Genomic DNA, 24,872 nt, shown 5'->3' with positions numbered 1-24,872 from the left:
ACGCTAAAATTTCAGGGATTTTTACTGATCGATAGAGAATTGGATAAAATAGACCAACGCATCCTGGAAGAGTTGGAAATCAACGGGAGGTTGTCGATTGTCGACCTTGCGACACGTGTCAATCTAACCAATACCCCCTGTTCTGAGCGGGTCAAACGCCTGGAAAAAAACGGATACATCAAAGGCTATTGCGCCCTCGTCGACAAAGAGCGAATGGGGCTCGCTTTGCTGACAGTTGTTCAGGTGTCACTTGCCGCGACCGCCGAACAATCGCTGGACCGGTTCAATGACGCCGTTCGAAGTATTTCAGAAATTGAAAACTGTCTAATGGTGGCAGGATCGTTTGACTACCTTCTAACGGTCCGCACCCGGGATATCGCACACTTCCGCGATATCCTCGGAGAAAAAATAAACAAGCTTCCAGGAATTCACCAGACCAGTTCATTTACTGTCATGGAGGTCGTGAAAAGCCCTATTGCTTGACGGATGGTCGTTCGGTCAGGCGGGGCTTTTCTTCGGAACAATTTCTTCAGCCCGGATCGGTGTTGTAGATCAGCCGCTCATCACAGGGCGCGATGCGCAGAATATTGGTGGTGCCGGGCACGTTGAACGGCACACCTGCAGTGACCACGATCTGATCTGTCTCAGACGCGAAACCGCCTGCACGAGCTGCACGGGCAGCGTTGACAACCGCGCCCTTGAACCGCTCCAGTTCCGGCGTCATCACACAATGGCAACCCCAGCTCAGGCATAGGCGGCGCGCAGTGCCTGTGGCGGGCGTCAGGGCGATAATCGGAACACCGGGGCGTTCGCGCGCGGTCAACAAAGCGGTGGTGCCGCTTTGGGTAAAGCAGCAGATGGCTTTGATGTCTGTCTTTTCGGCAATTTCCCGGGCGGCGGCAACTATGCCGTCAGCAATTGTTGTTCCCTTGGCCGTGCGGGACGCAGCAATGATCTGAGTATATGTCGGGTCTGCTTCGACCTCGATGGCGACCTTGTTCATGGTCTGCACGGCCTCAATCGGATATGATCCAGCCGCGGATTCCGCGCTGAGCATGATGGCGTCAGTGCCTTCATAGATCGCGGTGGCCACGTCCGAGACCTCGGCCCTTGTGGGCATCGGGCTTTCGATCATGCTTTCCAGCATCTGGGTTGCGACGATAACCGGCTTGGCTGCGCCACGGCATTTTCGAACAAGACGTTTCTGGATCGGCGGCACCGCAGAGACCGGCAGCTCAACTCCCAGGTCGCCCCGCGCGACCATGATCCCGTCCGAGGCATCAAGGATATCGTCAAATGCCTCAACCGCGGCGGGCTTTTCGATCTTGGACAGAATCGAGGCACGGCCATCGGCCAGCCCGCGGGCCTCGAACACGTCTTTGGCGCGCTGCACAAAGCTGAGCGCCAGCCAGTCAACGCCCAGTTGACAGACAAATTCCAGATCGTCACGATCCTTTGCCGACAATGCGGCCAGTGGCAGAACCACGTCCGGTACGTTCACGCCCTTGCGGTTCGAGATCGTGCCACCGACTTCGACTGTGCAATTGGCGAAATCCTGTCCGCAGTCCTGAACGATCAGGCGAATCTTGCCGTCATTGACCAGCAGGCGTGCACCCGGCTCCAACGCGGCAAAAATCTCGGGATGCGGTAGACAGACCCGGCCCGCGTCGCCCGACACCGGATCGAGATCAAGCCTGAAGGCGGCACCTTCTTCCAGTTCCTCGGCGTCATTGGCGAATACACCGACACGCAGTTTCGGGCCCTGAAGGTCGGCCAGAATTGCAATCGGGCTGTCCAGATCCTTTTCTACCTGCCGAATGATCCGATGCCGTTCACGAATTTCATCATGACTGCCGTGGCTCATATTCAGGCGGAAGACATCCGCCCCGGCCTCGTGCAGCGCGCGGATGGTGTCATAGTCATTGGACGCTGGCCCCAGCGTCGCCACGATTTTCACATTTCTCAGGCGTCGCATTGGTCTTGCTCTCCTCACGTCGTCAATGTTACCGCAAACATTACTTCAAGCCGCTTATTGCGCAATTCCCTTTCCGAAGCAACTGCCCTACACCTGCGACAAACTAGATGACAGGCTTATGACGTATTCCCCGTTTTTTATCCACGGCGCGGATCGGCCCTCGCGCTGGCTGATCACATGCGACCACGCAACCAACACCGTACCGCCCGAAATCAACGGCGGAAACCTTGGCCTGCCGCGCGAGGATATGGAGCGACACATCGCTTACGATGTAGGCGCCTACGAGGTGTCAAAACATCTGGGCGATATCCTGAACGCCCCGGTGATCGCCGCCAATTTCTCGCGTCTGGTGATCGATCCAAACAGGGGTGAGGATGACCCGACCCTGCTTATGAAGCTGTATGATGGTTCGATCATTCCCGGCAACCGCCATGCGGATGCCGCCGAGCGCGAACGCCGCCTGAACATGTGTTATCGCCCCTATCACGAGGCATTGGCACAACTGGCCGCACTGCCTCACGCTGTGATCGTGTCGATGCATTCCTTCACACGACAGCTTCGGGGTCGCACTCCACGCCCCTGGCACATCGGAATTCTGCACACGTCGGATGAACGGTTTTCACGCCCACTGATCGAGCGGCTGAAGGCTGAAGACGACCTGTGCGTTGGCGTCAATGAACCCTATACCGGCGTTTTGCCGGGCGACGCGATAGACAAACATTGCTCCAGCTTTGGACGCCCAAATGCCCTGATTGAAGTGCGGAATGATTTGATTGCAGACAACGCCGGACAGCGGGAATGGGCGGAGCGTCTAGCCCTTATTCTGCAGGGCGCATTAGGCGATAGCCAACTTTGACGTAGGGTTATCCGAAGTCGAATCCAGCCCTCACGTTATTGTGAGCACGCTCGCTAATCCCCATATATTAGGGGAAAGGAGACGACTATGACTCAGGAATTCCTGACGACCGTCTTCGGCTGGATGACGGTCCTGAATATCGCCCTTTTGGCGTTCACCACACTGATGATCGTAATCCTGCGGGACTGGATCGCAGGGGTTCACGGCCGGATGTTCCAGATGGAACGGGCCGATGTGAAAAGAGCCTACTTCAGGTATCTGGCCAACTATAAGATTCTGACGATCGTATTCTGCCTGATGCCATGGCTGGCGCTGAAGCTAGCATAATATCTGCACCCAACGCTCAGAAGCGCCTGCCGGGCCCTTCCTGTTTGTTGTAACGAAGCCGTCGGATTGTTAGGTCAGGCACAAGACGCAAGACAACCATTCGGAGCCGACAATGGACAAGCAAACCGAAATCGAACTTCAGGCTGCCGCATTCCGCCGGTTGCAAAAGCACCTGATGGAAGACCGCACCGACGTGCAGAACATCGACATGATGAATCTGGCCGGGTTCTGCCGCAACTGCCTGTCGCGCTGGTATCAGGAAGCCGCCAATGAAAAAGGCATCGAGATGGGCAAGGACGAGGCTCGGCAGATTTTCTACGGCATGACCATGGATGAATGGAAAGCCAATTATCAGACCGAGGCCAGCCCCGAGAAACAGGCCGCCTTCAAAGTCGCCTTTGAAGAGAATGTCACCAAAAAAGGCTGACGCCCCTAAAAAAGCGAAAGGCCCACCGATTAGGTGGGCCTTCTTTTCAGATAGCCGCCTTACGGCTTTCATCCAGATAAATCTCACGTAGACGTTTGGCGATTGGGCCCGGAGTACCATCGCCCAGCGCTACGCCATCAATCTCAACTACCGGCATGACAAAGGCGCTGGCCGAGGTGGTAAAGGCTTCGTCCGCCTCTTTCGCCTCGTCGATGGTGAACAAGCGCTCCTCGATTTCCATCTGCGCCTCGGCAGCCATGCGCAGCACCGCCTTGCGGGTGATCCCGTGCAGGATGTCATTGGACAGCGGGCGGGTCACGATCTTGCCGTTCTTGACGAAATAGGCGTTGTTGCTGGTGCCTTCGGTCACATAACCGTCCTCAACCAGCCACGCATCGTCGCAGCCTGCCTTCTTGGCCATCATCTTGCCCATCGACGGGTAGAGCAGCTGCACGGTCTTGATGTCGCGGCGACCCCAGCGGATGTCCTCGATCGAGATAATCTTGACACCCTTCTTGGCCGCCGGGCTGTCGGCCAAACCCGGCTTGTTCTGAGTGAATAGAACAATGCTTGGCTTGGTGTCCGCCGATGGGAACACAAAGTCCCGGTCGCCATCACTGCCGCGCGAGACCTGAAGATAGATCAGGCCCTCTTCGATCCCGTTCAGTTCGACCAGCTTGCGGTGAATCTCCAGCAGTTCTTCCTTGGTGCAAGGTTCAGCCATCTCCAGCTCATCCAGAGACCGCTTGAGGCGCACTGCATGTCCTTCAAAGTCGATCAGTTTGCCACCCAGAACGCTGGTGACTTCGTAAACAGCGTCTGCGAACAGGAAACCACGGTCAAAGATGGACACCTTGGCCTCGGTCTCGGGCAGGTATTCGCCATTTACGTAAACGGTGCGGGTCATGTATCTCTCCTCAGCCCCAGAGGTCCGCTTTGGGCGGGTGCACTCCGGCGTCATCAAAAGTCAGCGGGTTGTCGCGGTCTTCGGCCAACAGAAGCGGTCCGTCAAGGTCCGTTACCATTGCGCCCTGCGCCAGCAGTGTCGCAGGCGCCATCGCCAGCGAGCTGCCGACCATGCATCCGACCATCACGCGATAGCCCTCGGCCAGCGCCTGTTCGCGCAATGCCAGCGCCTCGGTCAGGCCACCGGTTTTGTCGAGCTTGATGTTGACCACATCATATTTGCCCTTCAGCGCAGGCAGGCTGGACCGGTCGTGACAGGATTCATCCGCGCATACCGGCACCGGGCGATCCATCCCGATCAGGGCATCATCTTGTCCCGCGGGCAGCGGCTGTTCCACCAACGCCACGCCCAAACGCACCAGATGCGGTGCAAGGTCAGCATATACCGCTGCCGACCAACCTTCATTGGCGTCCACGATGATCTCGGCATCCGGCGCGCCAGCACGCACGGCCTCTAGCCGGGGCATATCGTCGGGGGTGCCCAGCTTGATCTTCAGCAAAGGACGATGCGCATTCACGGCCGCCTGCGCCTGCATTTTCTCGGGGGTATCCAGAGACAGCGTATATGCGGTGATCTCCGGTCCGGGCACCGGCAGCCCGGCCAATTCCCAGACGCGCTTTCCGGCGCGCTTGGCCTCCAGATCCCACAGCGCACAGTCCACCGCGTTCCGTGCGGCCCCTGCAGACAGCAGATCCGTCAGTTGGGCGCGATCAAACGTTTCTGGCAGCCCGGCAATTTCTGCTTCCACAGATTCCAGCGTCTCCTCGTACCGCGCATAAGGCACGCATTCGCCCCAGCCCTGATGCGTGCCATCAGACACGCGCACTGTCAGCACCTTGGCTTCGGTCCGCGACCCGCGTGAGATCGTAAAGACCTGAGCCAGCCGGAATACATCACGAGAGACTTCAATCTGCACGCGCCTGCTCCTTCACCTTTTTTGAAAATACTCCCGCCGGAGCGTCCCCGGCGGGGTCTTTTGATCACATCGCGGCCAGCGCGTCGACCAGTTTACCCGAACCAAAGCGGAATGGGTCGGTGGCGGGCAGCCCCATCTCAGCCTCGACCTTCGCCAGATAGGCGCTGGCATCCGCTTCGCTCATGTGCTGCGTGTTGACCGAGATACCGACAACCTGACAATCCGGGTTCCCAACCCTGGCCATCGCCAGTGCCGTGTCGCGCAGGGTTTCCAAAGACGGCAACTTATATGTCGGCAGACCGCGCATATGTTCGCGGGTGGGCTCGTGGCTCAGGATCAGCGCGTCCGGCTGGCCGCCATGGATCAGCGCCATGGTCACGCCGGAATAGGACACGTGGAACAGCGACCCCTGCCCTTCGATCAGATCCCAGTGGTCGTCGTCATTGTCCGGCGTCAGCCATTCGACCGACCCGGCCATGAAGTCCGCGATCACCGCATCCAGAGGCACGCCGTCGCCGGTGATCAGGATGCCGGTCTGGCCGGTGGCGCGGAAGGTGGACTTCATGCCGCGCTTGCGCATCTCGGCATCCATCGCCATGGCCGTGTACATCTTGCCAACCGAGCAATCGGTACCTACTGCCAGGCAGCGCTTACCCTTGCGCTTGATGCCATTGGCGATCGGGTACTCGACCTCGGGCACGCGCACGTCGTGCAGCTTGCGGCCGGTGGCCTCGGCAACAGCAACCAGATCGGGCTCGTCCCGCAACAGGTTGTGCAGGCCCGAGGCCAGATCGAAGCCTTCTTCCAGCGCCATCACCAGGACCTTTTTCCATTCCTGGCTGATCACGCCGCCACGGTTGGCGACGCCGATCACCAGCGTCTTGGCTCCGGCTTCCTTCGCCTCGGTCAGGCTCATGTCGGTCAGGCCCAAATCGGCCTTGCAGCCTTCCATCCGGTATTGTCCAACGGCGTTTTCCGGGCGCCAGTCCTTGATGCCGACGGCCACTTTGGCCGCCAATTGGTCGGGCGCATCGCCCAAAAACAGCAGATACGGTGTCTCGATCATGCGGTGCACTCCTTTGATTCCGACGCAGGCTAGTGAGAAACCCTGACGAGTGTTTCGCGTTTTCCTTCAGCTACGCCTATCGCCATCGGAAATTCTTGCGCAGAATTGTTGATAGGCGCACGTTTCTTCTAAGTTTTCACAGTGATTAATCTTTAATCACCAGCAACACCTTGTTACGCAGCAAATGCTGCGATTGCATTGCCGCGCCTGCACAAAGATGCTTGCGAAGCGTTACGCAATTTAATACCCCATGAGGCAAGAAAATCGCAATTTCCTTTCTCGCACGAGGTCCAGATGAGCTTTCGCATTCAACCTGCCGCACCCGCCCGACCCAACCGGTGTCAGCTGTTCGGGCCAGGGTCCAACACCAAACTGTTCCCGAAAATGGCCGCGTCGGCGGCGGACGTTATCAACCTCGATCTTGAAGACTCGGTGGCGCCGTCGGACAAGGATATCGCCCGCGCTAACGTCATCGAGGCGCTGAACACGGTCGACTGGGGCAACAAGTATATGTCGGTGCGCATCAACGGGCTGGACACGCCCTATTGGTACCGCGATGTCGTCGACCTTCTGGAACAGGCGGGCGATCGTCTGGATCAGATCATGATCCCCAAGGTTGGCTGCGCGGCGGATGTCTATGCAGTGGACGCTCTTGTCACCGCCATCGAACGCGCGAAAGACCGCACCAAACCGGTCAGCTTTGAGGTAATTATCGAATCCGCTGCAGGCATCGCCCATGTCGAAGAGATCGCGGCCTCATCCCCTCGCATGCAAGCCGTGAGCCTTGGCGCGGCGGATTTTGCAGCCTCGATGGGCATGCAGACCACCGGCATCGGCGGAACGCAGGAAAACTACTACATGCTGCGCGAAGGCGAAAAACACTGGTCCGATCCGTGGCACTGGGCGCAAGCCGCCATCGTTGCCGCGTGCCGGACGCACGGAGTTCTGCCGGTGGACGGACCGTTCGGCGACTTCTCGGACGACGAGGGCTATATCGCGCAGGCCAAACGCTCGGCCACGTTGGGCATGGTCGGAAAATGGGCGATCCATCCCAAACAGATTGCGCTGGCCAATCAGGTCTTTACTCCGTCGGATGAAGCCGTGTCAGAAGCTCGTGAGATTCTGGCCGCGATGGAGCAAGCCAAGGCCAATGGCGAGGGTGCAACTGTTTATAAAGGGCGTCTTGTCGATATCGCCTCGATCAAGCAGGCCGAAGTGATCGTGGCACAAGCCGAATTGATCGCCGCAAACGGCTGACCTCAGAAAGAAAAAGGCGCCTGTCAGGGCGCCTTTTTGGTCTTACCGACCGAACACATTGTTGGGCGTCCAGGTGATCCGCTCTCCTTGCTTGCCCCATTTCATCATCAGGCAGGACGTGCCGTATTTCTGGAAATAGCTGATCTTCAAAGGGTACCACCCGGCCTGTGGGACCTCGACCTCGGTCCGTTGATTGGCCTCACAGCCCTGACGGCCGTTGACATACCCGATCTGCTGCCCCCCTACCCAGGCGTCGATCCCATCGTTCGACCAGGTTTCCAGCTCATAAACCCCCGGGGAGTCGAACTTGATGTAACCGGTGATTTCAGCCGCCACATTAAAAGCTTCGTTAAAGGTCAGAACCGGGTCGCCTTCGTTTGTGTCGCGATAGTCCAGGCCACGCAAGGGCTGCCCTGGCTGCATTTTCTTGGCCATCTGCTTGACCTTGGTCAGGTTCTGGATCTTACGCGGCGGGTTCCCTTCCCACGCGTATTTTACATTCAACCCGGCTTTCGGGCTGGGTTGTGGGCTGGCGGGTTGCAGTTTCAGCGGTGCGGCGAATACCGTCCCGGCGATTAACATCAAAGCTACAGTTAGCTCTCCGGTTCGGACGAATGTCATGGTCTTCTCCCTGAGTTTGACCTTGCTGGGGGTTGATCCCCTATTATTAGGTCCTTGAGATGACACTAAGACGTGAGGTTTTACCCCGCAAGACAGTTAAACATCACATTCCAGCGGTCAGGCTCGCATGTCCTTGGGGGAATCCATGACCACGTAGGAAGTAATCGAGGTTACATGCGGAAGGGTTCCCAGCACCTCGGTGTGAAAGGTTTTATATGACGGAAGATCGGCACATTCCACACGCAGCAGGTACTCGATGGTGCCGGTAATGTTATGGCATTCCACCACTTCCGGTGCACGTTGCAGGGCGCGCTCGAACCCCTCCTGCGCCGCCTTGGTGTGCTCACCCAGACCCACACCGATATAGGCCACAAACCCCACGCCCAGTGCCGCGGGATTTAGCACAGCGCGATAGCCCGATATCACACCCGAGCGTTCCAGCTCCTGCACCCGGCGCAGGCAGGCTGATGGAGACAGTCCGACGCGATCCGCCAGATCGAGATTGCTGATGCGACCATCGCGCGAAAGCTCATGCAATATCTGTTGGTTTATTTGATCAATCTTCGCCATTAATTGTGAAGTTTCTGCAATCTAGCATCAAAACGCAATTTCATTTAGCTTCACTGCAGCAATTATTCGCTCCATGACACATGACATTTTTCTGGCCCTGATTGCTTTTGCCTTCGTCTCTTCCATTACGCCAGGGCCGAATAACCTGATGCTGATGGCTTCGGGAGCCAATTTCGGGTTTCGCCGCACGATTCCGCATATGTTGGGGATCGGGTTGGGGTTCACCTTCATGGTTCTGCTGGTTGGCGCCGGGCTGGTGCAATTATTCGACCGCTATCCGATCAGCTACACGGCGCTGAAAGTCGCATCGGTGATCTACCTGTTGTACCTTGCATGGAAGATTGCGCATGCCGCTCCGGTCAAGGGCAAGACTGCGGCGGGTGAACCCATGACGTTCCTGCAGGCCGCAGCTTTTCAATGGGTAAATCCAAAGGCGTGGGCCATGGCCTTGACGGCGACCACTGCTTACACACCGGATCAGACACTCACGGCCATTGTAATTGTTGCGCTGGTCTTCGGTGCGGTAAACCTGCCCTCAGTCAGCACCTGGACGGTTCTGGGGCAGCAGATGGCGCGGATTCTGACGAACCCGCACCGGTTGCTGGTGTTCAACTGGACCATGGCCGCGCTGCTGGTGGCGTCACTCTATCCGGTTCTCTGGCCAAACTGATCTACTTCAGCGGCAGGCAGATTTCGGTCAGCAATTCTTCCGGAGCCGTTTCTCGCGGGTCGTTCAGGTAGATCTCATAGCAGGGCTGATCCGCAGGCTCTTCTCCCGAGTCCGGAAGCCAGTTGCCAAAGAGGGTGTGATAAGCCGCTGCAAGGCCGGAATAGGGACCTTTGTAGGTCAGAACCGCCGTCTTGCCGCCGGGAATGGTTAGGTTCTCCATTCCCTCAGGAGTCGCTTCTCCCCGAAACTCGCCCCCTGCATAGCTGCGCAAATCTTCCACTGGCACATCATCAGGGCTATCAAGGTAGAGGCCGATTACAGGGTCTATTTGCGGCCATAGGTGGCGGGATTCGCACAAGGCGCCGAAGGCTTCGAAGCTTTTGCCGATTTCTGCGTAATTGCCCCTGTGCGGCAGGGCGACAACGCGGCGGGCAGGCTCGGTGCGGGTTGTAATGGGATGCATTGGATACTCTCCGATTCTGAAATGTGGATTGGCTGGCAGAAATTGTCCGGCCTTGCGAAAGGCGGCGGGGCTGCTGCCGTAAGCCTCAGAAAAGGCTCGCGCAAAGGACTTTAGGTTGGGATAGCCAATGTCGGTCGCGATGGTTGCGACCGGCTTTTCGGACTGGACCAGCCAGCAGGCAGCGCGGTGCAGCCTGATCCGGCGTACGGCCTGAGCGCAGGTCTCGCCAGTGATGGCGCGAAACACCCGGTGCCAGTGAAACCGCGACATAGCTGCGACATCAGCCAGCGTATCCAGCGACAGGTCCCCGGCGGGGTGATCGTGGATATAGGCCAATACACGCAGAACGCGGTTTTCATAGCTGGTTGCCATCGGCATCCCTTCCTTCTCTTTGCTCGTTCTGGATCGCACACTCGGCGTCCACAAATCTTGCTGAATTCAAATCGGAAAATGATAACATAGGTGTTACACTTTGCGCGCAATTACACACCCATACGACTGTGCCCAGTACCTGAACGGAGGACAGATATGACCAAGCCATTCCCCCTGCTCCGCCGCGTTTTGTTGATGGCTGTCATCTCGGCAACCCCCGGCTTTGCACAAGCCCAAGACGTTCAGACGCAAGCGATGATCGCCGAGCGCGTAACGCAGCACAACCCGACTGCTGAGGCCTATATCAAGGATCGTCCGATCCTTGGCTGGCAACTGACCAGCGACCAGTTTGACGACATCCCCATAGCCATTCGGGAAAACCTCGGTTCGGTCGATGCCACCGGGTATGACCAGGCTTATCTGGCCGAGAACACCGGCTCGATCATTGCTCTGCAGTTTCGCAAGGATGGCCCCGATTTCTACATCATCGGCAAAGGCACGTTTGATGAGAAATACGAATTGGTCCCGCTGGACGACGTCGCCGCTAAAAACACGCGCCTGATCGAACGGCTGGATTTGGCCCCCGAGGTCAAGGCCATGTTCGAAGACCAAACACCCGGCATGGTCGGTGCGCTCAAGACGACACCGGTTGAGATGCTGCGCGTGTCCGATCTGGGCTATGCGACAGATGCCACCCTGATCATTCAGGCTCCGTGGGGCGAACAGACCAAACCCGAAGGGGCCGACGCATTTCTGGTCTGGGATGAAGGTGAGAACCAATACTACATGGTAAACACCGATGCCGACGGTCTGCCCTCCAGCTATGTACCTGCGAAGTAACCTGCACCATCCCGGGTCATGTTCGGGGCCCGCTTTACCTTGTGTTGCATTCCTCCGGCGGCAAGTTCATATAGCAGGGAACTTCCGCGTTGAGAGGCGTCATGACCCAGTATCTGGATTTCGAAAAACCCCTGGCCGAGATTGAAGGCAAGGCCGAGGAATTGCGTGCGCTGGCTCGCGCCAACGAAGAGATGGATGTGGCCGAAGAGGCCGCTGGTCTGGACGCCAAGGCCGCCAAGTTGCTGGATGAGTTGTACGGCGACCTCACCCCGTGGAGAAAATGTCAGGTGGCGCGCCATCCTGAGCGGCCCCATTGCAAGGACTACGTCGAGGCACTGTTTACCGAATTCACCCCGCTGGCAGGCGATCGGAACTTTGCGGACGACCTTGCCGTTATCGGCGGTCTGGCCCGGTTCAATGATCAGCCCGTAATGGTGATCGGACACGAAAAAGGCTCTGATACTAAATCGCGGATCGAGCGAAATTTCGGTATGGCTCGCCCCGAGGGTTATCGCAAGGCCGTGCGCCTGATGGAAATGGCCGGACGCTTTGGCCTGCCCGTGATCACTCTGATCGACACAGCGGGCGCTTATCCCGGAAAGGGGGCCGAGGAACGCGGTCAGTCTGAGGCCATCGCGCGGTCGACCGAAATGTGCCTGAAAATCGGGGTGCCCTTGGTTTCCGTCATCATCGGTGAAGGCGGTTCTGGCGGCGCGGTCGCGTTTGCCACGGCGAACCGCGTCGCAATGCTGGAACACTCGGTCTATTCGGTGATCTCGCCTGAAGGCTGCGCCTCGATCCTGTGGAAAGATGCCGAGAAGATGCGCGAGGCGGCAGAGGCACTGCGCCTGACCGCGCAGGACCTGCACAAGCTGGGCGTCTGCGACCTTATCATTGAAGAGCCCAAGGGGGGCGCCCACCGGGACCGTCCCGCTGCGGTCGAGTCCGTTCGGAACGCCATTGTCCTCATGCTGAAGGAACTGGAGGGTAAGGACGCAGCGGCCCTGATCAAGGACCGCCGTCAGAAATTCCTGGATATCGGTTCGAAAGGGCTGGCCGCGTAACCCGTCAGCCGCCCAATCTGCGCAACAACGCGGCCGAAGGCTCACCGGTCGTTGGCAAACCATTGGCTTGCTGATACGCGCTGATCGCGGATTTGGTGTTGTTGCCGATTACCCCGTCCGCACCCTGCGTGTCATAGCCGACCGAGGTCAGACGACGCTGAAGCTCTTTGCGATCATCCAGTGTCAGACCGGTCGCATCCGGCCCGAACGAGGCCTGAAACGGCGCGCCGCCTGCGATCCGGTCGGACAGATGCCCGACACCGATCGCGTAGCTGTCTGAATTGTTGTAGCGTTTGATGACCTGAAAATTGCGGAACACCGCGATGCGAGGCCCTGGAGTCTGCGGCTGCAATACCGCAACGGGTGAGCCGGACACAGTACCAACCTCTCCACCCCAGGGTTGACCGCGCGCCCAGCCCGCGCGCGACAGATAGGCCGCGGTCGAGGCCAGCGAGTCTGTGGGATCCTCGGACCAGATATCGCGTCGCCCGTCGCCGGTGAAATCCACCGCATAGGCCAGATAGGACGTGGGAATGAACTGCGTATGCCCCATTGCCCCGGCCCAGCTGCCGGTCATATTGGCGGGTGTGGTGTCGCCATTCTGCAGGATTTTCATCGCCGCGATCAGCTGCTTCTCAAAGAACTGCCCGCGTCGCCCGTCATAGGCCAGCGTAGACAGGGCCGACACAACCGGAACGTCCCCTCGCCGCGCGCCATAGCGGCTTTCCAGACCCCAGACGGCAACGACGACTTCTTTGTCGACTCCATATTGCGCCTCGATCTGCGACAGGGTTCCGGCGTGCCGCACCAGCATCTGCTTGCCAGTGCTGATCCGTTCGTCCGAGGCCGCGATAGCCAGGTAATCTTCAAGCGAGCGCTTGAATTCGACCTGATTGCGATCCCGCTCAATCACGTCGGGCAAATACCCTGCCCCCTGAAAAGCCCGGTTGATAGTGGTTTGCGAAATCCCCTGCGATGCGGCGCGCGATTTGAAACTGGCCACCCAGGCGTCCCACCCCGGATTGGGAACTGCCCGCATCCGCGACGCAGGTGCGGTGGTCGGCGCGCCGCCGGAACAGGCGGCCAACAGGGTGGACCCGAGTCCAATTGAGAAATTCCGTCGATTGATCATGGCTGAAATCTGCTCTTGTTGTGATTTGGTCCAGAGTAACTCAGACCCAATCCGCAAACCAGAACGACGACGTGAAGAACGTGCCTGAACGGGCGTTCGGCAACAAGCCGCTTAACTCACCAGCATCCGCAGCCCCTGCGTCACGTCCGAGCGGACCGCCAGACGCAGCCCCGGTTCATCTCCGGCCTTCAGCGCGGCAATGATCAGCTTGTGATAATGCGGTGGTTCCGTCCGTCGCAGCCGACCGTAGAGCGCGCGCATGGTCGGCCCCAATTGCAGCCAGACCGTCTCGGCGATGGCCAGCATTGCCGGGGCCTGCGCCCGAAGGTAGAGCGTGCGGTGGAATTCCAGATTGGTCCGGATATAGCCAACGGCATCTCGTTTTGTGACCATTTCGGCGACGTTCATGTTGATGCTCTGCAACCGGTCGATCAGCGCCATGTGCGCGCGCGGCAAGGCGCGGCTGGCCAGTTCAACTTCAAGAAGCGCGCGTAGCGCGGCCAATTCCTCAATCCGGTCATTGGTCAGTTCCGGCGTCGAGACGCGACCTGACGAAGACAGGAACAGCGCGCCCTCGGCCGCCAGACGCCGCACTGCCTCACGCGCAGGAGTCATCGAGACGCCAAACTCCTTACCGATCCCGCGTAGGGTCAGCGCCTGCCCCGGCGCCATCTCTCCGTGCATGATACGTGCGCGCAGGACACGATAGACCCGATCATGTGTGGCTGTCTGAGATTCGGAGGGGCGTGCGCTTAACATGCCCCCATGTGATCACAAACCGTCACCGGGTCAACTCGTGGAAGCATCAAATTTGTATTGGTGAAGCTGCGCCCCGTTGTCGCGCAACCAGCGCCGCTGATCCCGGTAGTCACCGAAAATTCGCTCAACCTGAGCCCAGAACGCGGGCGAATGGTTCATTTCAGCCAGATGCGCCACCTCATGCGCGGCCACGTAGTGCAGGATCTCGGGTGGGGCAAGGATCAGGCGCCAGGAAAACATCAGCCCACCGGCCGAGCTGCACGATCCCCAGCGCGATCGGGTGTCCCTTATGGTCAGGCTGCTATAAGGACGGCCCAGCATCAAAGCATAGTTATCACAGGCACGGGTCAGGCGATCCCGCGCCAGTTCCTTGAGGAATCTCGCCAGACGTCGCGCCTCGGCGCCCTGGGGCACCGCAATCTCATCGCCCCGCAACAGCACGCGGCGACCAGTCGCGGGTACGATTCGCCGACCGAAACCTTCCACGGGGATCGTTTGACCAAATTGAACGACTGCGGGGTCCGGTCGGTCCAGCAAGTGCTGGCGAATCCATTCTTCTTTTACGCGGGCGAAATTCAGTGCCTCGGACTCTGGCACGCCTTGCGGATACGTCAGCGTAACCCGCCCGTCCAGTTGGGAAATCCGCAAGCTGATGCGCCGTGCGCGCGCCGATTTACGCAGCGTCAGCGGCACCGGTGGCGTTCCGGGCAGTGCATGATCTCCCATAGGCCTGTTTCTCCTGCTCAAAGGCTTTGACAGTGCCCGCTGCATGTGGCACGTGACCTGAATCGTTGATACGACTCACCTGATATCAAGGGGATTTGACATGCCCAAGGAAGAATGGGGCGTAAAGCGCGTTTGCCCGACCACAGGGAAGCGGTTTTATGACCTGAACAAGGACCCGATCATCAGCCCCTATACCGGCGAGATTGTGGAGCTTGAGACCGGCAAAAGCCGGATGATCGCCGCGGATGCGGAAGATGCCGCCTCGGCCAAAGCGCGTGAGAACGCGTCGAATGAGGATATAGTTCTGGATGATGACGACAATGTCGATGTCGATCTGGATGATGATCTGCTGGACGATGATGACGACGACAGCGATAACGTCTCGTTGGACGATATCACCGACATGTCGTCGGAAGACGAAAACTAAGACCGGACAGAGGCGGCCCCGCGCCGCCTCATGCCCACCCCTCGGACACGGGAAGGAAACTTTTTGGCAAATTCCATTTTTGGACTTGCGCTCACCTTCGCCGTCTCATAAACGTCCGTCCACTGCTTCGGCAGTACCTGCATGGGGCCTTAGCTCAGTTGGGAGAGCGCTTGCATGGCATGCAAGAGGTCAGGGGTTCGACTCCCCTAGGCTCCACCAAATCCTAACAATACAACTGGATAGCAAGCATTAGGGCGGTGTGACACACAGGTGTGACACAAAATGAAGCTGCATGCGTATCTTTCGCTGTCCAAACACGGCATATATTACTTCCGTTGGCCTTTACCCGACACGACACCAAAACCCTGCACCAGACCAAAAACCTCACGTAGGACCCTTCGGTTGTAGTTGCATACGAATTGCCCTCAAGAGGCTGGTATTTGCGGCAAGGGGAAAGAACTTGAACTCCGGCATTTGTTAATTGCTCCAGCGCGGAGCAACCAGATGGCCAAAAAGGCGTAATCTCTTCTATCTCAAACAGTTTTGGTACCAACGTGCAGTCGCCGCGTAAGGTAATTCCGTTGCGCACAACCAGCTTTGGAAGCCCTAGGTTGTCGGTGTAGTTCTTCACCGTCTGCGGGTACCAGCGACCGCCCTTGTAGGCGACAACGCCACGTCCGTTCAGCAATCCTGCCGCCCCCGAATAGGATCCCGCATCGGCCAACGACCGTTCAAACTCCGTCCGCATCGTTTCGAAGAATTTCCGATTCTTTGGCGCGCTGAGTGCGGTTCTAGTGCGTTCTGAAACCTGTCGGCGCTCCTTTTCGGCAAAGCAGGCCAGAAGGTGCAGGAAGAATGTTGACACGCTCGGCTAAGTCTCAATACCGGGTACAGAGTATAGAACGTTCTTTGTCGGCGTGATACCACACTGAGCATATACAAGTCGCGGCATGATCTGCCCGTAGGCGACCTCGACGATTGGCTCACCGTCGATTTGCAGGCCGACTAACCTCTCGGCCTTATTCATCGGCCGTCAGAATTTACCAGAGACCCTCCCTCCAGATTGGAAGCTGCCTTGAGTGAAAATAAGTCTCATCTGACGATCACTTATTCCAATGAACCCGGTTTGGCGCGAGGCATCAAATTTGCCGTGCGCCATTCTCGCCCGGTCCAGCTAAATCAGACTGGTGCGTCATATTCAGGATACTGGCGTTGTTTTGTGGCGACCCCGAGTTTCTTGCCGCCAGGTTTCTTGGTGTGTGCAACGGCTGCCAATTCATGGGTGTGAGCGCCGTTCGGCAGACAAGGGTTTTTCGTTTTGGAACGCACCCAGATGGACAGTAACCCGCCAGCGCCCACAAATTTGTAACACTCAATAATGGAGCCAATCGGGTTGTATCCGTCACCCTTGCCGTTTAGTCCATGGCAGTTAGGAACGTGCCGAGAATTGACCTGAGGGAATGATTGCGATGCGCATGCGCGATACATTTATCAAACCGATGCACCGGGAAGGCGTCAGGTTTGTCGCGATTTTTGCTGCTGTAACAGTAGGTCTGTTTCTTCTGTCTGATGTGTTGGGCTGGATTGGCATCGGCCTCACGATCTGGTGCTACTATTTCTTTCGCGACCCTGAGCGCGTGTCGCCGGCCCGAGACGGCCTGATTGTCAGTCCGGCAGATGGAGTGGTTTCTCTGGTCGAAGCAGCGGTCCCACCCAAGGAACTTGGGCTGCCTGACATGCCCCTCACGCGCATCAGCGTGTTCATGAGTGTTTTCAACTGCCATATTAACCGAACCCCAATTGAAGGTGAGGTTACTGCCGTTGCTTATCGGCCTGGCAAGTTTTTCAACGCCTCTTTGGACAAGGCGAGTGCAGACAACGAGCGCAATAGCCTGCGCCTTCGGACGGCGAACGGCCAGGATCTGGTTGTCGTGCAGATTGCCGGACTGGTAGCCAGGCGGATCGTCTGCTTTGTAAAACAAGGCGATATGATGCAAACCGGAGAGCGATTTGGCCTGATCCGGTTCGGGTCCCGGCTGGATGTCTATCTCCCTGACGGAGTGGAGCCGGAGGTGCGCGTCGGGCAAACGATGATTGCCGGTGAAACCGTTCTTGCCAGTTTGAATGTGTCCGAAACGTGTAGGTAGCTGGAGCAGTGGCAAAACCATCCGAACAGGGAGAGACCGGGTTTTCGCTGATCCAGTTGCTACCGAATGCGCTGACCATAACGGCTATTTGTGCTGGCCTGTCGGCAATCAGGTTTGGCGTCCAGGGGAACTACGTACTCGCAGTGCAGCTCATAATTGCTGCATGCGTATTGGATGGGCTGGACGGGCGCCTTGCGCGTCTGCTCGGCAGTGACAGCAAAATGGGAGCCGAGCTCGATTCACTTGCGGATTTCTTGAATTTCGGAGTGGCGCCACCGCTTGTTCTCTATTTCTGGGCTTTACAGGATATTCGAAGTGCGGCTTGGATCGCCGTGCTAATCTTTGTAGTATGCTGTGTTATGCGCCTGGCCCGGTTCAATGTGAGCAGCAAATCCGAGACTTGTGATCAGGACAGTGCCTATTTCGAAGGGGTTCCCGCACCTGCTGGCGCGCTGCTGGTCATGTTGCCAATGTATGTGTCATTTGCCTTTGCAGATGCACCGTTGCTACCTGACTTGTTGATTTGCTTGTATATGTTTTTTGTCGGTCTTCTGCTCATCAGCCGTATTCCGACCTGGTCATTCAAGACAACCAGAGTTTCCCGGGAGAACGTTAAGTACTTTCTCGTCGGGGTTGTCATCGCGGGGGCCGCCCTGCTGACTTATGCCTGGGCCACACTGATCGCGCTCTGTGTCGGCTATGTCGGTGTGGTCGCCTGGGCGTGGTTCGACAGCGAAAAACCTTCCAAAGGATAAGTAGCCGTTATGGACATCAAGGCCGTTCAATCCTCCTACGCTCGCTGGGCACCCGTTTATGACAAAACGTTCGGGGCGATCACGAATGCTGGTCGACAGCGCGCCGTCGAATATATCAATTCCCGATCCGGAAGCGTTTTGGAGGTCGGCGTAGGCACTGGGCTGTCCTTGGAGCACTATGCGCCCGAGATGCGAGTGACCGGAATCGATTTCAGTGAGGATATGCTGCAAAAGGCCCGGGAAAAGGTAAGCACCATGCAGCTAAGCCATGTCGCGGAACTGCGCCAAATGGATGCCCGATCACTCGATTTTCCGGACAACCAATTTGATACAGTCGTGGCGATGCATGTGTTGTCGGTTGTGCCGGAACCGGAAAGAGTGATGGCAGAGATCGCGAGGGTCTGCAGACCGGGTGGAAAGGTGGTGATCACCAACCATTTCCAGCGGGAGCAGGGGGTTTTCGCGTCTCTCGAAAAGGTAATTGCACCGCTCGCCAACACGATAGGATGGCATTCGGATTTTGCCATCGAAACGGTATTGCAAGAGGAAGCGCTCTCACTCGAAGAAAAAAGCATGCTGCCCCCGCTGGGGATAATGACCTTTCTGGTATTGGGAAAATCAGGATCCGCGTAAACTATGGGAACTTAGGCCTCTGTCACCAATTTCGAACCGATTTGTCTGAACGGTTGAAGTTCTGAATCAGGGGGCCAGGTCAGACGGGTAGCTGCATTCCAGGCACACCGCGTGCGCTATGATCTGAGGTGGAAACCAATGGCACTTGCAGCTGATCGACGATGATTTAATCGACGTCACCTACGTATGATAGCGGGCATGAACAACCAAACGACGGCTAACGCCAAAACGCCGCTAAAGATAGCTGTCAGTGGGCTTATCTAAATGCGACTTAGATCCAATGCCTGAAACGGCGAATGGATTGCAGATAGACTGAACTGATTCATCCGTCGCATAGAATGGCAGTCAAGTGCATTTGGGATGGCGGGTTTTTTGGCGAGTATTGCCAACTACACCAAAAATATTATTTAAATTCAATGGTATATGGCGGAGACGAAGGGATTCGAACCCTCGAGACGGTTTCCCGCCTACTCCCTTAGCAGGGGAGCGCCTTCGACCACTCGGCCACGTCTCCGCCGGTGGGTGTAGTCGATAAGGCCCAATAAACACAAGGGTTTTCGCGCAAAAAAATTGAGAAATTCTGCGTCACAATATTCCGTGATTTTCCTCGAAATTCTGTGACATCCGGAGTGCTTGCACCAGATTTTGGTGCAAAACTGGTGCAAGCGTTCCCGGCCCGTTCTCACCTTCGATCAGGAAAAAGACCTACCGGAGCGTGGCCTCCAGATCCGCTGAGGATCCGGAGTTGTCGAACTCGAAATCGGCGGCAAACTCAAACGCCTCGGAAGGGTGATCGCCGGGCATCCCGACCCCGCGCCCTGCGATCAGGACCACCACGCCGCCCGCATTCCGGTTGGCCGCCGCCTCATTGGCAAAGCGGATATCCTCGAACACACCCCGGCAGCCCTCCGCCACGATCGCGTTCGCGCGTAAATCTTGCGGCTCGCCCAGAAATCAGGGTCCATTATGTCGCGACCCCATGCGGTGCCGAGCGTTTGCATCGCAAAAAGTGGCCTCCGATATGCCACTTCCGGAGCCGGGACCACCATGAGATCGCCCTCGATCATCCGCTCGATTCGTCCGGACGAGACACCGAGATCCGCATCGCTCATGTGAAGTAATTCTCCTCGATCGGATCCAGGAAATTGAACCCCATCTGGCCGCCACCCGAGAGGCTCCGCTCCGTCGCGGGCGTCATACCGAACTCACCGGCCAACGCCCGAATCTGGCGAAAAGTCTCATTTACTTGGGCAACCTCGGGTTTGGACTTTTGCTGAATACCGTCTCGGGTTTCTGTGGTGTAGGTCTCGCCATCCTCGATCGCAATCAAAAGCCGCTCATGCCGTGCCACAACGCGCACGAGTTGATGAAACATGAAAATGTTACCCTCGTTCAGCCGATCCCGCGTTGGATGACATAGAGGCAGCGCCAGACGGCGATAGATCTCGCGGTGAGCGGCGTTGAGACCCTCGGGCTCAAGCTCGCGCATCCGGTCGCGCCCGCGCTCGTCAAGGTTGAACTGATCGACACCGTCCTCCCGCATTGGAACAACAGCGCCGCTCCCTTCTGGTTGGCGGCCTTTCATCAAATGACCTTTCATTAAATTGATCTCACGGCACGGGCTGGAAGCTGTTCCGGCGATCCTCAGAGGCCGGCAAAGTCTTTTTTCTGTCTAGACATGAAGGCGGAAACCCGCTTTGCCCGGCACCTAAAACCCCACCTTTAATCGCCTTTTTCAAGTAGCTAGCGAGCCTTCGCTTATATGTCTGCTTTCCTCATCGCCTCGCCGTGAGATCGTCTCCAAAGTGGAGAACTCTATTCAATTACCGTTTGTTGCGAAAAAAGGCTCCCTCTCCGGTCCCAGAGAAAAAGCCTTTTGTTTTTACCCGTCCCCCCCCTCGAAGTTTTTCCGAATGTCGGGCGGACTCCTTACCGGTTGGCAGGGTGGCGTTGATCAATGGGCCAGTCATCAACGCCATACCGCTTCGGGTAACCCTAGCGCTCTTCGATCTGCCTGTCGCGATCGCGGCGATCGGGGCGTAGCGATTGCAGATTGTCTGGGTCATAGAACAGGGACTCGTCTCCGCGATGCGGGATCTTGTGATCCGCGACCAGATAACGGCCGCGCTTGTCAATCAGAGGGGTGCCGTCTCCCTTGAGACTTCCATCGTAGTCCCGACCGAGCAGGAGGCAGGTTAAGCAGAGCGGCTCGCGCTCTTTTTGCCCTCGACAGCCGCCGCCAAGCCGCCGAATTGTAGAGCCGCCGCCGTAGCCAGGGGTCCTTTGCTATAACAGCGCCTCGCAATCTCTTTCTGGGGAATAGTCCAAAAGCAACCAGCCGGAACCGAAGGAACTGAGACACAAGGGCAGGAGAAACCCGGATGATCACTTTTCAAACATTTCGAATCCGTTACGGGAACGTGGTCCGACATGTCAAACCTTTCGCAGCAAAACAGTCCTAATTCCGCATCACCCGGGCCGAGAGCCCAAGTTTATCCGCAATCAGTTCGAGCATCTCCTCGGCGGATTCGGTCAGCGTGTCGCGCTGCTTGGACTGCACCGACCAACCGAAGCGACGCAGGATCTCCGCCATCGAGAGCCCGTCGATCAGGATCCCGTTGAGCAAAGCGACGGCGGTGATCGGGCGGCGCGCCGGGTGTCGATCAGCGCCCCGGCGGGGCAACAGCACCACGCGCGGCACTGTGCGCACAAAGTCCCGACAGACCGGATCCCATTTCCAACGATTGACCAGCCCGTGAACCATCTGGACAAGTTTCACGTCCTGAACGCGCGATGTTACGCCGCCGTCGCTGATCCCGCCGGAACCGCCGGAGATGTCTGCCTCGATCGACAGTGCCGAGCCCTTCATGCCGCCGATCCGCTCAACCGACGCGAGGTATCGCAGCGCCGCAAGACGGCGGCCGTCATGGTCATGATAACGCGACAGGAACGCAGGCGCGCGGCGGCGCGCCGTCTTTTCCCCGCGCGCGGTCGCGGTGATCTCGCCGCGCCCGTCGATGTCATGGATCTCGATCAGGTCCACAGATCCAGCCGCAAGGCTCGGCTCGGACCGAACGCCAGCGCCCTTGCCTACAGCCTGACGGCGCGCCGCCGCCGCCGCGATCAGATCCAGATTAAGCGCCGCCACAAATCCGGCCGGGGTTGAATAGGTTGTTTGATGCATCTCGGACCCTTCATGTCGTTACCGGGCAAGATAATATCACAATATATTGTGAACTCTACACCTCAAAACATTTCCCGAGGGACTGACTTACTCCCAATCGGGGATTAAAAAGGGATTAGCGAGGGACTGACTTATATCGCCAAGCGATTGAAAACATGACGCAAAACGCAAATCAGGGACTAGCAGACTGAAAATGTCGCGCCACGCACGAGACCGCCTCGGCCCGCGACCCCCTACCCCATGCAGAAGCAAAAGAACCTGCGGATATCAGTCCCTTCGGTCCCTGATATCGCGCAACAGATTGAAACCCTGAGACATTTTCTCCGAAAGTCTATCGAAACAACTCCCTTTTTCGGTCCCGATCAGGGACCGAAGTAATCCCAACGCCTGCTTTTTCTTGCAGAGGGGGGCGGGGAGCGGGCGGCGCTTCTCGATTTGAACGCGCTTTCCATCCTTGCGACGCAAGCCAGTCCCGAACGTCAAACTAAATACTCAAGGAAGCAGCTTAACGCCACAATACCCAGTGTTCGAACGCTTATGATGCCAAAACTGCGCGCCTGTGCTCAGATCCCGATAGGCAACAGAAAGGGCGCGCAAAGCGATGGATGCCTCACGCAATCCCATACGCGGCAGGTCTCGCGAGTCGAGGTAGAAAAGCAGCGCATCCAGTAAGTCCCGCGATCGTGTAAAATCATCTCGCGATCCCGTAACCTCGCATTTTTCCCGCAAAAACAAGTACAAGGTTGCATCCACCAGATTTTCGAGGTCCGATTCCGGGTTGTAGAGTTCGAGCAGACCGCTATTGATCCAAAACCGCCGCGCCGCCTTGCAGCCCCAGGTCAACCGAATCTCCCGGCATGCTGATAGAGCCCGATCCAACATATCCAATTGAGCCTGTACAGCCGCCGAGCCGGAATCCAAATGCGCAAAGCCACCTGTTTTGCGGATCGTAGGCAGTACATCGCTTGTAACCCATTTGCGGAACCGCTTGGCCTCGGGCTTGCGACTAGCAAAGGCAAGAGCATAGAGACCACTCTCGGTAATAACTGATACTTGCTGCTGACCACCGAGGGTGTCGGTTAAACCGACACCCTTTTCATCCTCATCAAGTTTCGACAGAGCGTCGCGACTATTTGCAATTCCAAGTACCCGGCACACATCCGTAGCGACAAACCAAGGCTCTCCCTCCCGCTCAATCACCCGAACGAGGTGGTCTTCGAAAGCAAAATTGACGATTCCCTTCATAAAGGTTTTCCCTGAAACTCTAGTATTTTCGACTGAACTTCTGGTTGCGTCTTCAAGACGTCTAACCACAGTTTATCAGATCGTTCATGCGCGTCGGAAAGTACGCTTTCCAAAAGGCCGGACATTCCCTCAATAATGTTCAGAACTTCGATTGGCTTCAGATTGCCGTCGTTCACAGCCAAATGATGAATTGCTTGCGCCTGAGAGAGGGCTCTGGAGAGCATCAAAATTAGGGTTTCAGTAGTCTCGATCGGGTCTATTGTGCCGCACATGTGCAAACTCCTTAAATAGGTCTTCCCAGTTGACCGCAGAGAGCACAACGCTTGGCGGCCAGACGAACAGGGTTGAGACTACCGCTCGTAGGATACGGCCCGCAAAACGCGGCCCGGAACGCCTGACCATAGAGAAAGCCGCAACAAATAGCGCGGCTTTTAGCACCTACGAGAAAACGGGGTCTCAATCCCGGCGACGGATTTTGCCGACGCTAGAGAACGGTAGTCCACTCATAGTTGCATGGCAAGAGGTTTAGTTTCGCTCTCACCCTCGTCAATGAAATTCACACTCGCATTCACCGTTTAACTGGATACAGCAGAACCCCCAGGCTTTGTCGTTACTAACGGTTGTAGGGTATTCACTACTTTCCTTCGTCACGTTATTTTGTGAAGATCACAAAGTTATCTAAGTTCTAACAGTATGTTGTGATCCAATGAAGAAAAACGACCCTAGATTGGAAAACGCGCGGCAAAACCTTCGGGTAGCTTTCGTTTTGAAAAAGACATCAGCCGCAGAGGTAAGCCAAAAAGCTGGGCTCGGCGTCAACACGCTGGGAACTTTTGTAAACGGGAATGGATCCATCAATTACGCAAACCTCCTGCGTGCCTGTGACGTACTCCAGATCCCAATCGGGATTCTACATGTTTCTGGGTCTGTTACCCCAGGCAGGCTGGAATTGCAGTGTGCGCTTGATAAGCTGACAATAGACCAGCTTTCTGATCTCTTGCACCAATTGAAATAGCTTGGGCTCCAGACTTATTGCCTTTCAACTCCAGAAGATGACTGCGGCAGCGAATGCGATGGCTGATAAGAACACTTTCGGACGCCTATTGTAGCGGGTTAGGCCGCTTTGCGCAGTCCCAGGCACGCTGGTCTGAAGGCGCTGCACGATAGGCTTGGCGACCGCCATTGCGATGAACTTCCCGGCTGACTGTAGAAGGAGAGCGCCGCAACGCTCGAGCAATGGACCGAAACGAGCGCTTGGCTGCGAGACCACGCGAAATCTCCTCGCGTTCAATCAAAGTCAGTGCAAACAGCGACCTCGTGCGGGCCGGTGGCCGAATGCCTCCAGTCAGCGCCAAATGCGGGAAAATCGACGACGACGCCCGGTCAAACCTGCGTCCAATCGAGCTGAGCGACTCTCCCCGTTGCCACCTGTCCCACATCTCCGGCTTCTGCTCGTCCGTATAAAACGTTCGC

The 24,872-nt window shown here is 57.2% G+C and carries 27 protein-coding genes, 2 tRNA genes and 1 pseudogene; 13 read left to right on the top strand and 17 right to left on the bottom strand.

Annotated elements, in window-relative coordinates; genetic code table 11:
- The first annotated feature begins 39 nt into the window (after positions 1–39).
- Positions 40–483: an Lrp/AsnC ligand binding domain-containing protein gene (locus GOX66_RS22305; protein WP_174822829.1), complete on the top strand. Its 444-nt coding sequence runs from the start codon at positions 40–42 to the stop codon at positions 481–483.
- A 46-nt stretch (positions 484–529) separates the two neighbouring features.
- On the opposite strand, the gene pyk is transcribed toward GOX66_RS22305, so the two are convergent.
- Complete coding sequence (gene pyk / locus GOX66_RS22300; protein WP_170765607.1) at positions 530–1,975, bottom strand: pyruvate kinase; 1,446 nt, start codon at positions 1,973–1,975, stop codon at positions 530–532.
- 118 nt (positions 1,976–2,093) lie between these two features.
- Between pyk and GOX66_RS22295 the strand changes: the two genes are divergently transcribed.
- The 3 genes from GOX66_RS22295 (at position 2,094) to GOX66_RS22285 (ending at position 3,585) form a co-directional block, all read left to right on the top strand.
- The gene (locus tag GOX66_RS22295) at positions 2,094–2,831 is read left to right on the top strand and encodes an N-formylglutamate amidohydrolase (RefSeq protein ID WP_170765606.1); all 738 of its coding nucleotides are present in this window, start codon (positions 2,094–2,096) and stop codon (positions 2,829–2,831) included.
- An 87-nt stretch (positions 2,832–2,918) separates the two neighbouring features.
- A complete protein-coding gene (locus tag GOX66_RS22290; RefSeq protein ID WP_170765605.1) occupies positions 2,919–3,158 on the top strand; it encodes a DUF6868 family protein in 240 nt (79 codons plus the stop codon).
- Between the two features lie 112 nt (positions 3,159–3,270).
- Positions 3,271–3,585, top strand: coding sequence for a DUF1244 domain-containing protein (locus GOX66_RS22285; RefSeq protein ID WP_170765604.1), 315 nt, complete (start codon positions 3,271–3,273; stop codon positions 3,583–3,585).
- Between the two features lie 46 nt (positions 3,586–3,631).
- Here GOX66_RS22285 and GOX66_RS22280 read toward each other — a convergent pair whose 3' ends face one another.
- The 3 genes from GOX66_RS22280 to dgcN all read right to left on the bottom strand — a co-directional run bounded on the left by GOX66_RS22280 (position 3,632) and on the right by dgcN (position 6,534).
- Positions 3,632–4,492, bottom strand: coding sequence for a D-amino-acid transaminase (locus tag GOX66_RS22280; protein ID WP_170765603.1), 861 nt, complete (start codon positions 4,490–4,492; stop codon positions 3,632–3,634).
- A gap of 10 nt (positions 4,493–4,502) precedes the next feature.
- Complete coding sequence (gene dgcA, locus GOX66_RS22275; RefSeq protein WP_170765602.1) at positions 4,503–5,468, bottom strand: N-acetyl-D-Glu racemase DgcA; 966 nt, start codon at positions 5,466–5,468, stop codon at positions 4,503–4,505.
- A 64-nt stretch (positions 5,469–5,532) separates the two neighbouring features.
- Positions 5,533–6,534 (bottom strand): N-acetyltransferase DgcN, encoded by a 1,002-nt coding sequence (gene dgcN / locus GOX66_RS22270; protein WP_170765601.1) that lies wholly within the window; start codon positions 6,532–6,534, stop codon positions 5,533–5,535.
- A gap of 294 nt (positions 6,535–6,828) precedes the next feature.
- Here dgcN and GOX66_RS22265 point away from each other — a divergent pair, with 294 nt between their 5' ends.
- Positions 6,829–7,791, top strand: coding sequence for an L-malyl-CoA/beta-methylmalyl-CoA lyase (locus GOX66_RS22265; protein ID WP_170765599.1), 963 nt, complete (start codon positions 6,829–6,831; stop codon positions 7,789–7,791).
- Positions 7,792–7,833: 42 nt separating this feature from the next.
- Here GOX66_RS22265 and GOX66_RS22260 read toward each other — a convergent pair whose 3' ends face one another.
- On the bottom strand, positions 7,834–8,412 hold the full coding sequence (locus GOX66_RS22260; RefSeq protein WP_170765597.1) for a PA14 domain-containing protein: 579 nt from the start codon (positions 8,410–8,412) through the stop codon (positions 7,834–7,836).
- Positions 8,413–8,529: 117 nt separating this feature from the next.
- Entirely contained in the window at positions 8,530–8,982 is a 453-nt protein-coding gene (locus tag GOX66_RS22255; RefSeq protein WP_170765595.1) for an Lrp/AsnC family transcriptional regulator, read from the bottom strand.
- A 73-nt stretch (positions 8,983–9,055) separates the two neighbouring features.
- On the opposite strand from GOX66_RS22255, the gene GOX66_RS22250 reads away from it, so the two are divergent.
- On the top strand, positions 9,056–9,652 hold the full coding sequence (locus GOX66_RS22250) for a LysE family translocator (RefSeq protein ID WP_170765593.1): 597 nt from the start codon (positions 9,056–9,058) through the stop codon (positions 9,650–9,652).
- 1 nt (position 9,653) lies between these two features.
- Here GOX66_RS22250 and GOX66_RS22245 read toward each other — a convergent pair whose 3' ends face one another.
- A complete protein-coding gene (locus tag GOX66_RS22245) occupies positions 9,654–10,487 on the bottom strand; it encodes an AraC family transcriptional regulator (RefSeq protein ID WP_170765590.1) in 834 nt (277 codons plus the stop codon).
- A gap of 156 nt (positions 10,488–10,643) precedes the next feature.
- Between GOX66_RS22245 and GOX66_RS22240 the strand changes: the two genes are divergently transcribed.
- Positions 10,644–11,327 carry a hypothetical protein gene (locus tag GOX66_RS22240; RefSeq protein ID WP_170765588.1) on the top strand — a complete coding sequence of 228 codons (684 nt, stop codon included), beginning with the start codon at positions 10,644–10,646 and terminating at the stop codon, positions 11,325–11,327.
- Positions 11,328–11,428: 101 nt separating this feature from the next.
- The gene (locus tag GOX66_RS22235; protein WP_170765587.1) at positions 11,429–12,391 is read left to right on the top strand and encodes an acetyl-CoA carboxylase carboxyltransferase subunit alpha; all 963 of its coding nucleotides are present in this window, start codon (positions 11,429–11,431) and stop codon (positions 12,389–12,391) included.
- A 4-nt stretch (positions 12,392–12,395) separates the two neighbouring features.
- Here GOX66_RS22235 and GOX66_RS22230 read toward each other — a convergent pair whose 3' ends face one another.
- The 3 genes from GOX66_RS22230 to GOX66_RS22220 form a co-directional block, all read right to left on the bottom strand.
- Positions 12,396–13,523: a lytic murein transglycosylase gene (locus GOX66_RS22230; RefSeq protein WP_170765585.1), complete on the bottom strand. Its 1,128-nt coding sequence runs from the start codon at positions 13,521–13,523 to the stop codon at positions 12,396–12,398.
- A gap of 111 nt (positions 13,524–13,634) precedes the next feature.
- Positions 13,635–14,282 (bottom strand): GntR family transcriptional regulator, encoded by a 648-nt coding sequence (locus tag GOX66_RS22225; RefSeq protein WP_170765583.1) that lies wholly within the window; start codon positions 14,280–14,282, stop codon positions 13,635–13,637.
- Positions 14,283–14,312: 30 nt separating this feature from the next.
- Positions 14,313–15,008, bottom strand: coding sequence for a M48 family metallopeptidase (locus tag GOX66_RS22220; protein ID WP_170765581.1), 696 nt, complete (start codon positions 15,006–15,008; stop codon positions 14,313–14,315).
- A 100-nt stretch (positions 15,009–15,108) separates the two neighbouring features.
- Here GOX66_RS22220 and GOX66_RS22215 point away from each other — a divergent pair, with 100 nt between their 5' ends.
- The 5 genes from GOX66_RS22215 (at position 15,109) to GOX66_RS22195 (ending at position 18,970) form a co-directional block, all read left to right on the top strand.
- Entirely contained in the window at positions 15,109–15,435 is a 327-nt protein-coding gene (locus GOX66_RS22215) for a TIGR02300 family protein (RefSeq protein ID WP_170765579.1), read from the top strand.
- A 143-nt stretch (positions 15,436–15,578) separates the two neighbouring features.
- A tRNA-Ala gene (locus GOX66_RS22210) sits at positions 15,579–15,654 on the top strand.
- Between the two features lie 1,250 nt (positions 15,655–16,904).
- Complete coding sequence (locus GOX66_RS22205) at positions 16,905–17,582, top strand: phosphatidylserine decarboxylase (RefSeq protein ID WP_170765577.1); 678 nt, start codon at positions 16,905–16,907, stop codon at positions 17,580–17,582.
- 8 nt (positions 17,583–17,590) lie between these two features.
- Complete coding sequence (gene pssA, locus GOX66_RS22200; protein ID WP_170765575.1) at positions 17,591–18,337, top strand: CDP-diacylglycerol--serine O-phosphatidyltransferase; 747 nt, start codon at positions 17,591–17,593, stop codon at positions 18,335–18,337.
- Between the two features lie 9 nt (positions 18,338–18,346).
- Positions 18,347–18,970, top strand: a complete 624-nt coding sequence (locus tag GOX66_RS22195; RefSeq protein WP_170765573.1) for a class I SAM-dependent methyltransferase — start codon at positions 18,347–18,349, stop codon at positions 18,968–18,970.
- 424 nt (positions 18,971–19,394) lie between these two features.
- Here the strand turns inward: GOX66_RS22195 and GOX66_RS22190 are convergent.
- From GOX66_RS22190 to GOX66_RS22160, 7 genes and pseudogenes are all read right to left on the bottom strand, one after another.
- Positions 19,395–19,484, bottom strand: a tRNA-Ser gene (locus tag GOX66_RS22190).
- Between the two features lie 191 nt (positions 19,485–19,675).
- The gene (locus tag GOX66_RS22185; protein ID WP_170765571.1) at positions 19,676–19,885 is read right to left on the bottom strand and encodes a hypothetical protein; all 210 of its coding nucleotides are present in this window, start codon (positions 19,883–19,885) and stop codon (positions 19,676–19,678) included.
- 193 nt (positions 19,886–20,078) lie between these two features.
- Positions 20,079–20,570, bottom strand: coding sequence for a P27 family phage terminase small subunit (locus GOX66_RS22180; protein WP_237212729.1), 492 nt, complete (start codon positions 20,568–20,570; stop codon positions 20,079–20,081).
- 858 nt (positions 20,571–21,428) lie between these two features.
- Positions 21,429–22,154, bottom strand: coding sequence for a hypothetical protein (locus tag GOX66_RS22175; protein ID WP_170765569.1), 726 nt, complete (start codon positions 22,152–22,154; stop codon positions 21,429–21,431).
- A 492-nt stretch (positions 22,155–22,646) separates the two neighbouring features.
- Entirely contained in the window at positions 22,647–23,399 is a 753-nt protein-coding gene (locus tag GOX66_RS22170; protein WP_170765567.1) for a BRO-N domain-containing protein, read from the bottom strand.
- A complete protein-coding gene (locus GOX66_RS22165) occupies positions 23,396–23,671 on the bottom strand; it encodes a hypothetical protein (protein ID WP_170765565.1) in 276 nt (91 codons plus the stop codon). The genes GOX66_RS22170 and GOX66_RS22165 overlap by 4 nt, the downstream gene beginning before the upstream one ends.
- Positions 23,672–24,514: 843 nt before the next feature.
- Positions 24,515–24,872 (bottom strand): annotated as a pseudogene (locus GOX66_RS22160) (helix-turn-helix domain-containing protein); the annotation flags it as partial.

The sequence above is a fragment of the Ruegeria lacuscaerulensis genome, from assembly GCF_013031245.1.
In the GTDB taxonomy this organism is placed as follows: domain Bacteria; phylum Pseudomonadota; class Alphaproteobacteria; order Rhodobacterales; family Rhodobacteraceae; genus Ruegeria; species Ruegeria lacuscaerulensis_C.
The sequence above is the reverse complement of the archived record's forward strand: the minus strand, read 5'-3'. Positions and strand labels throughout refer to the sequence as shown.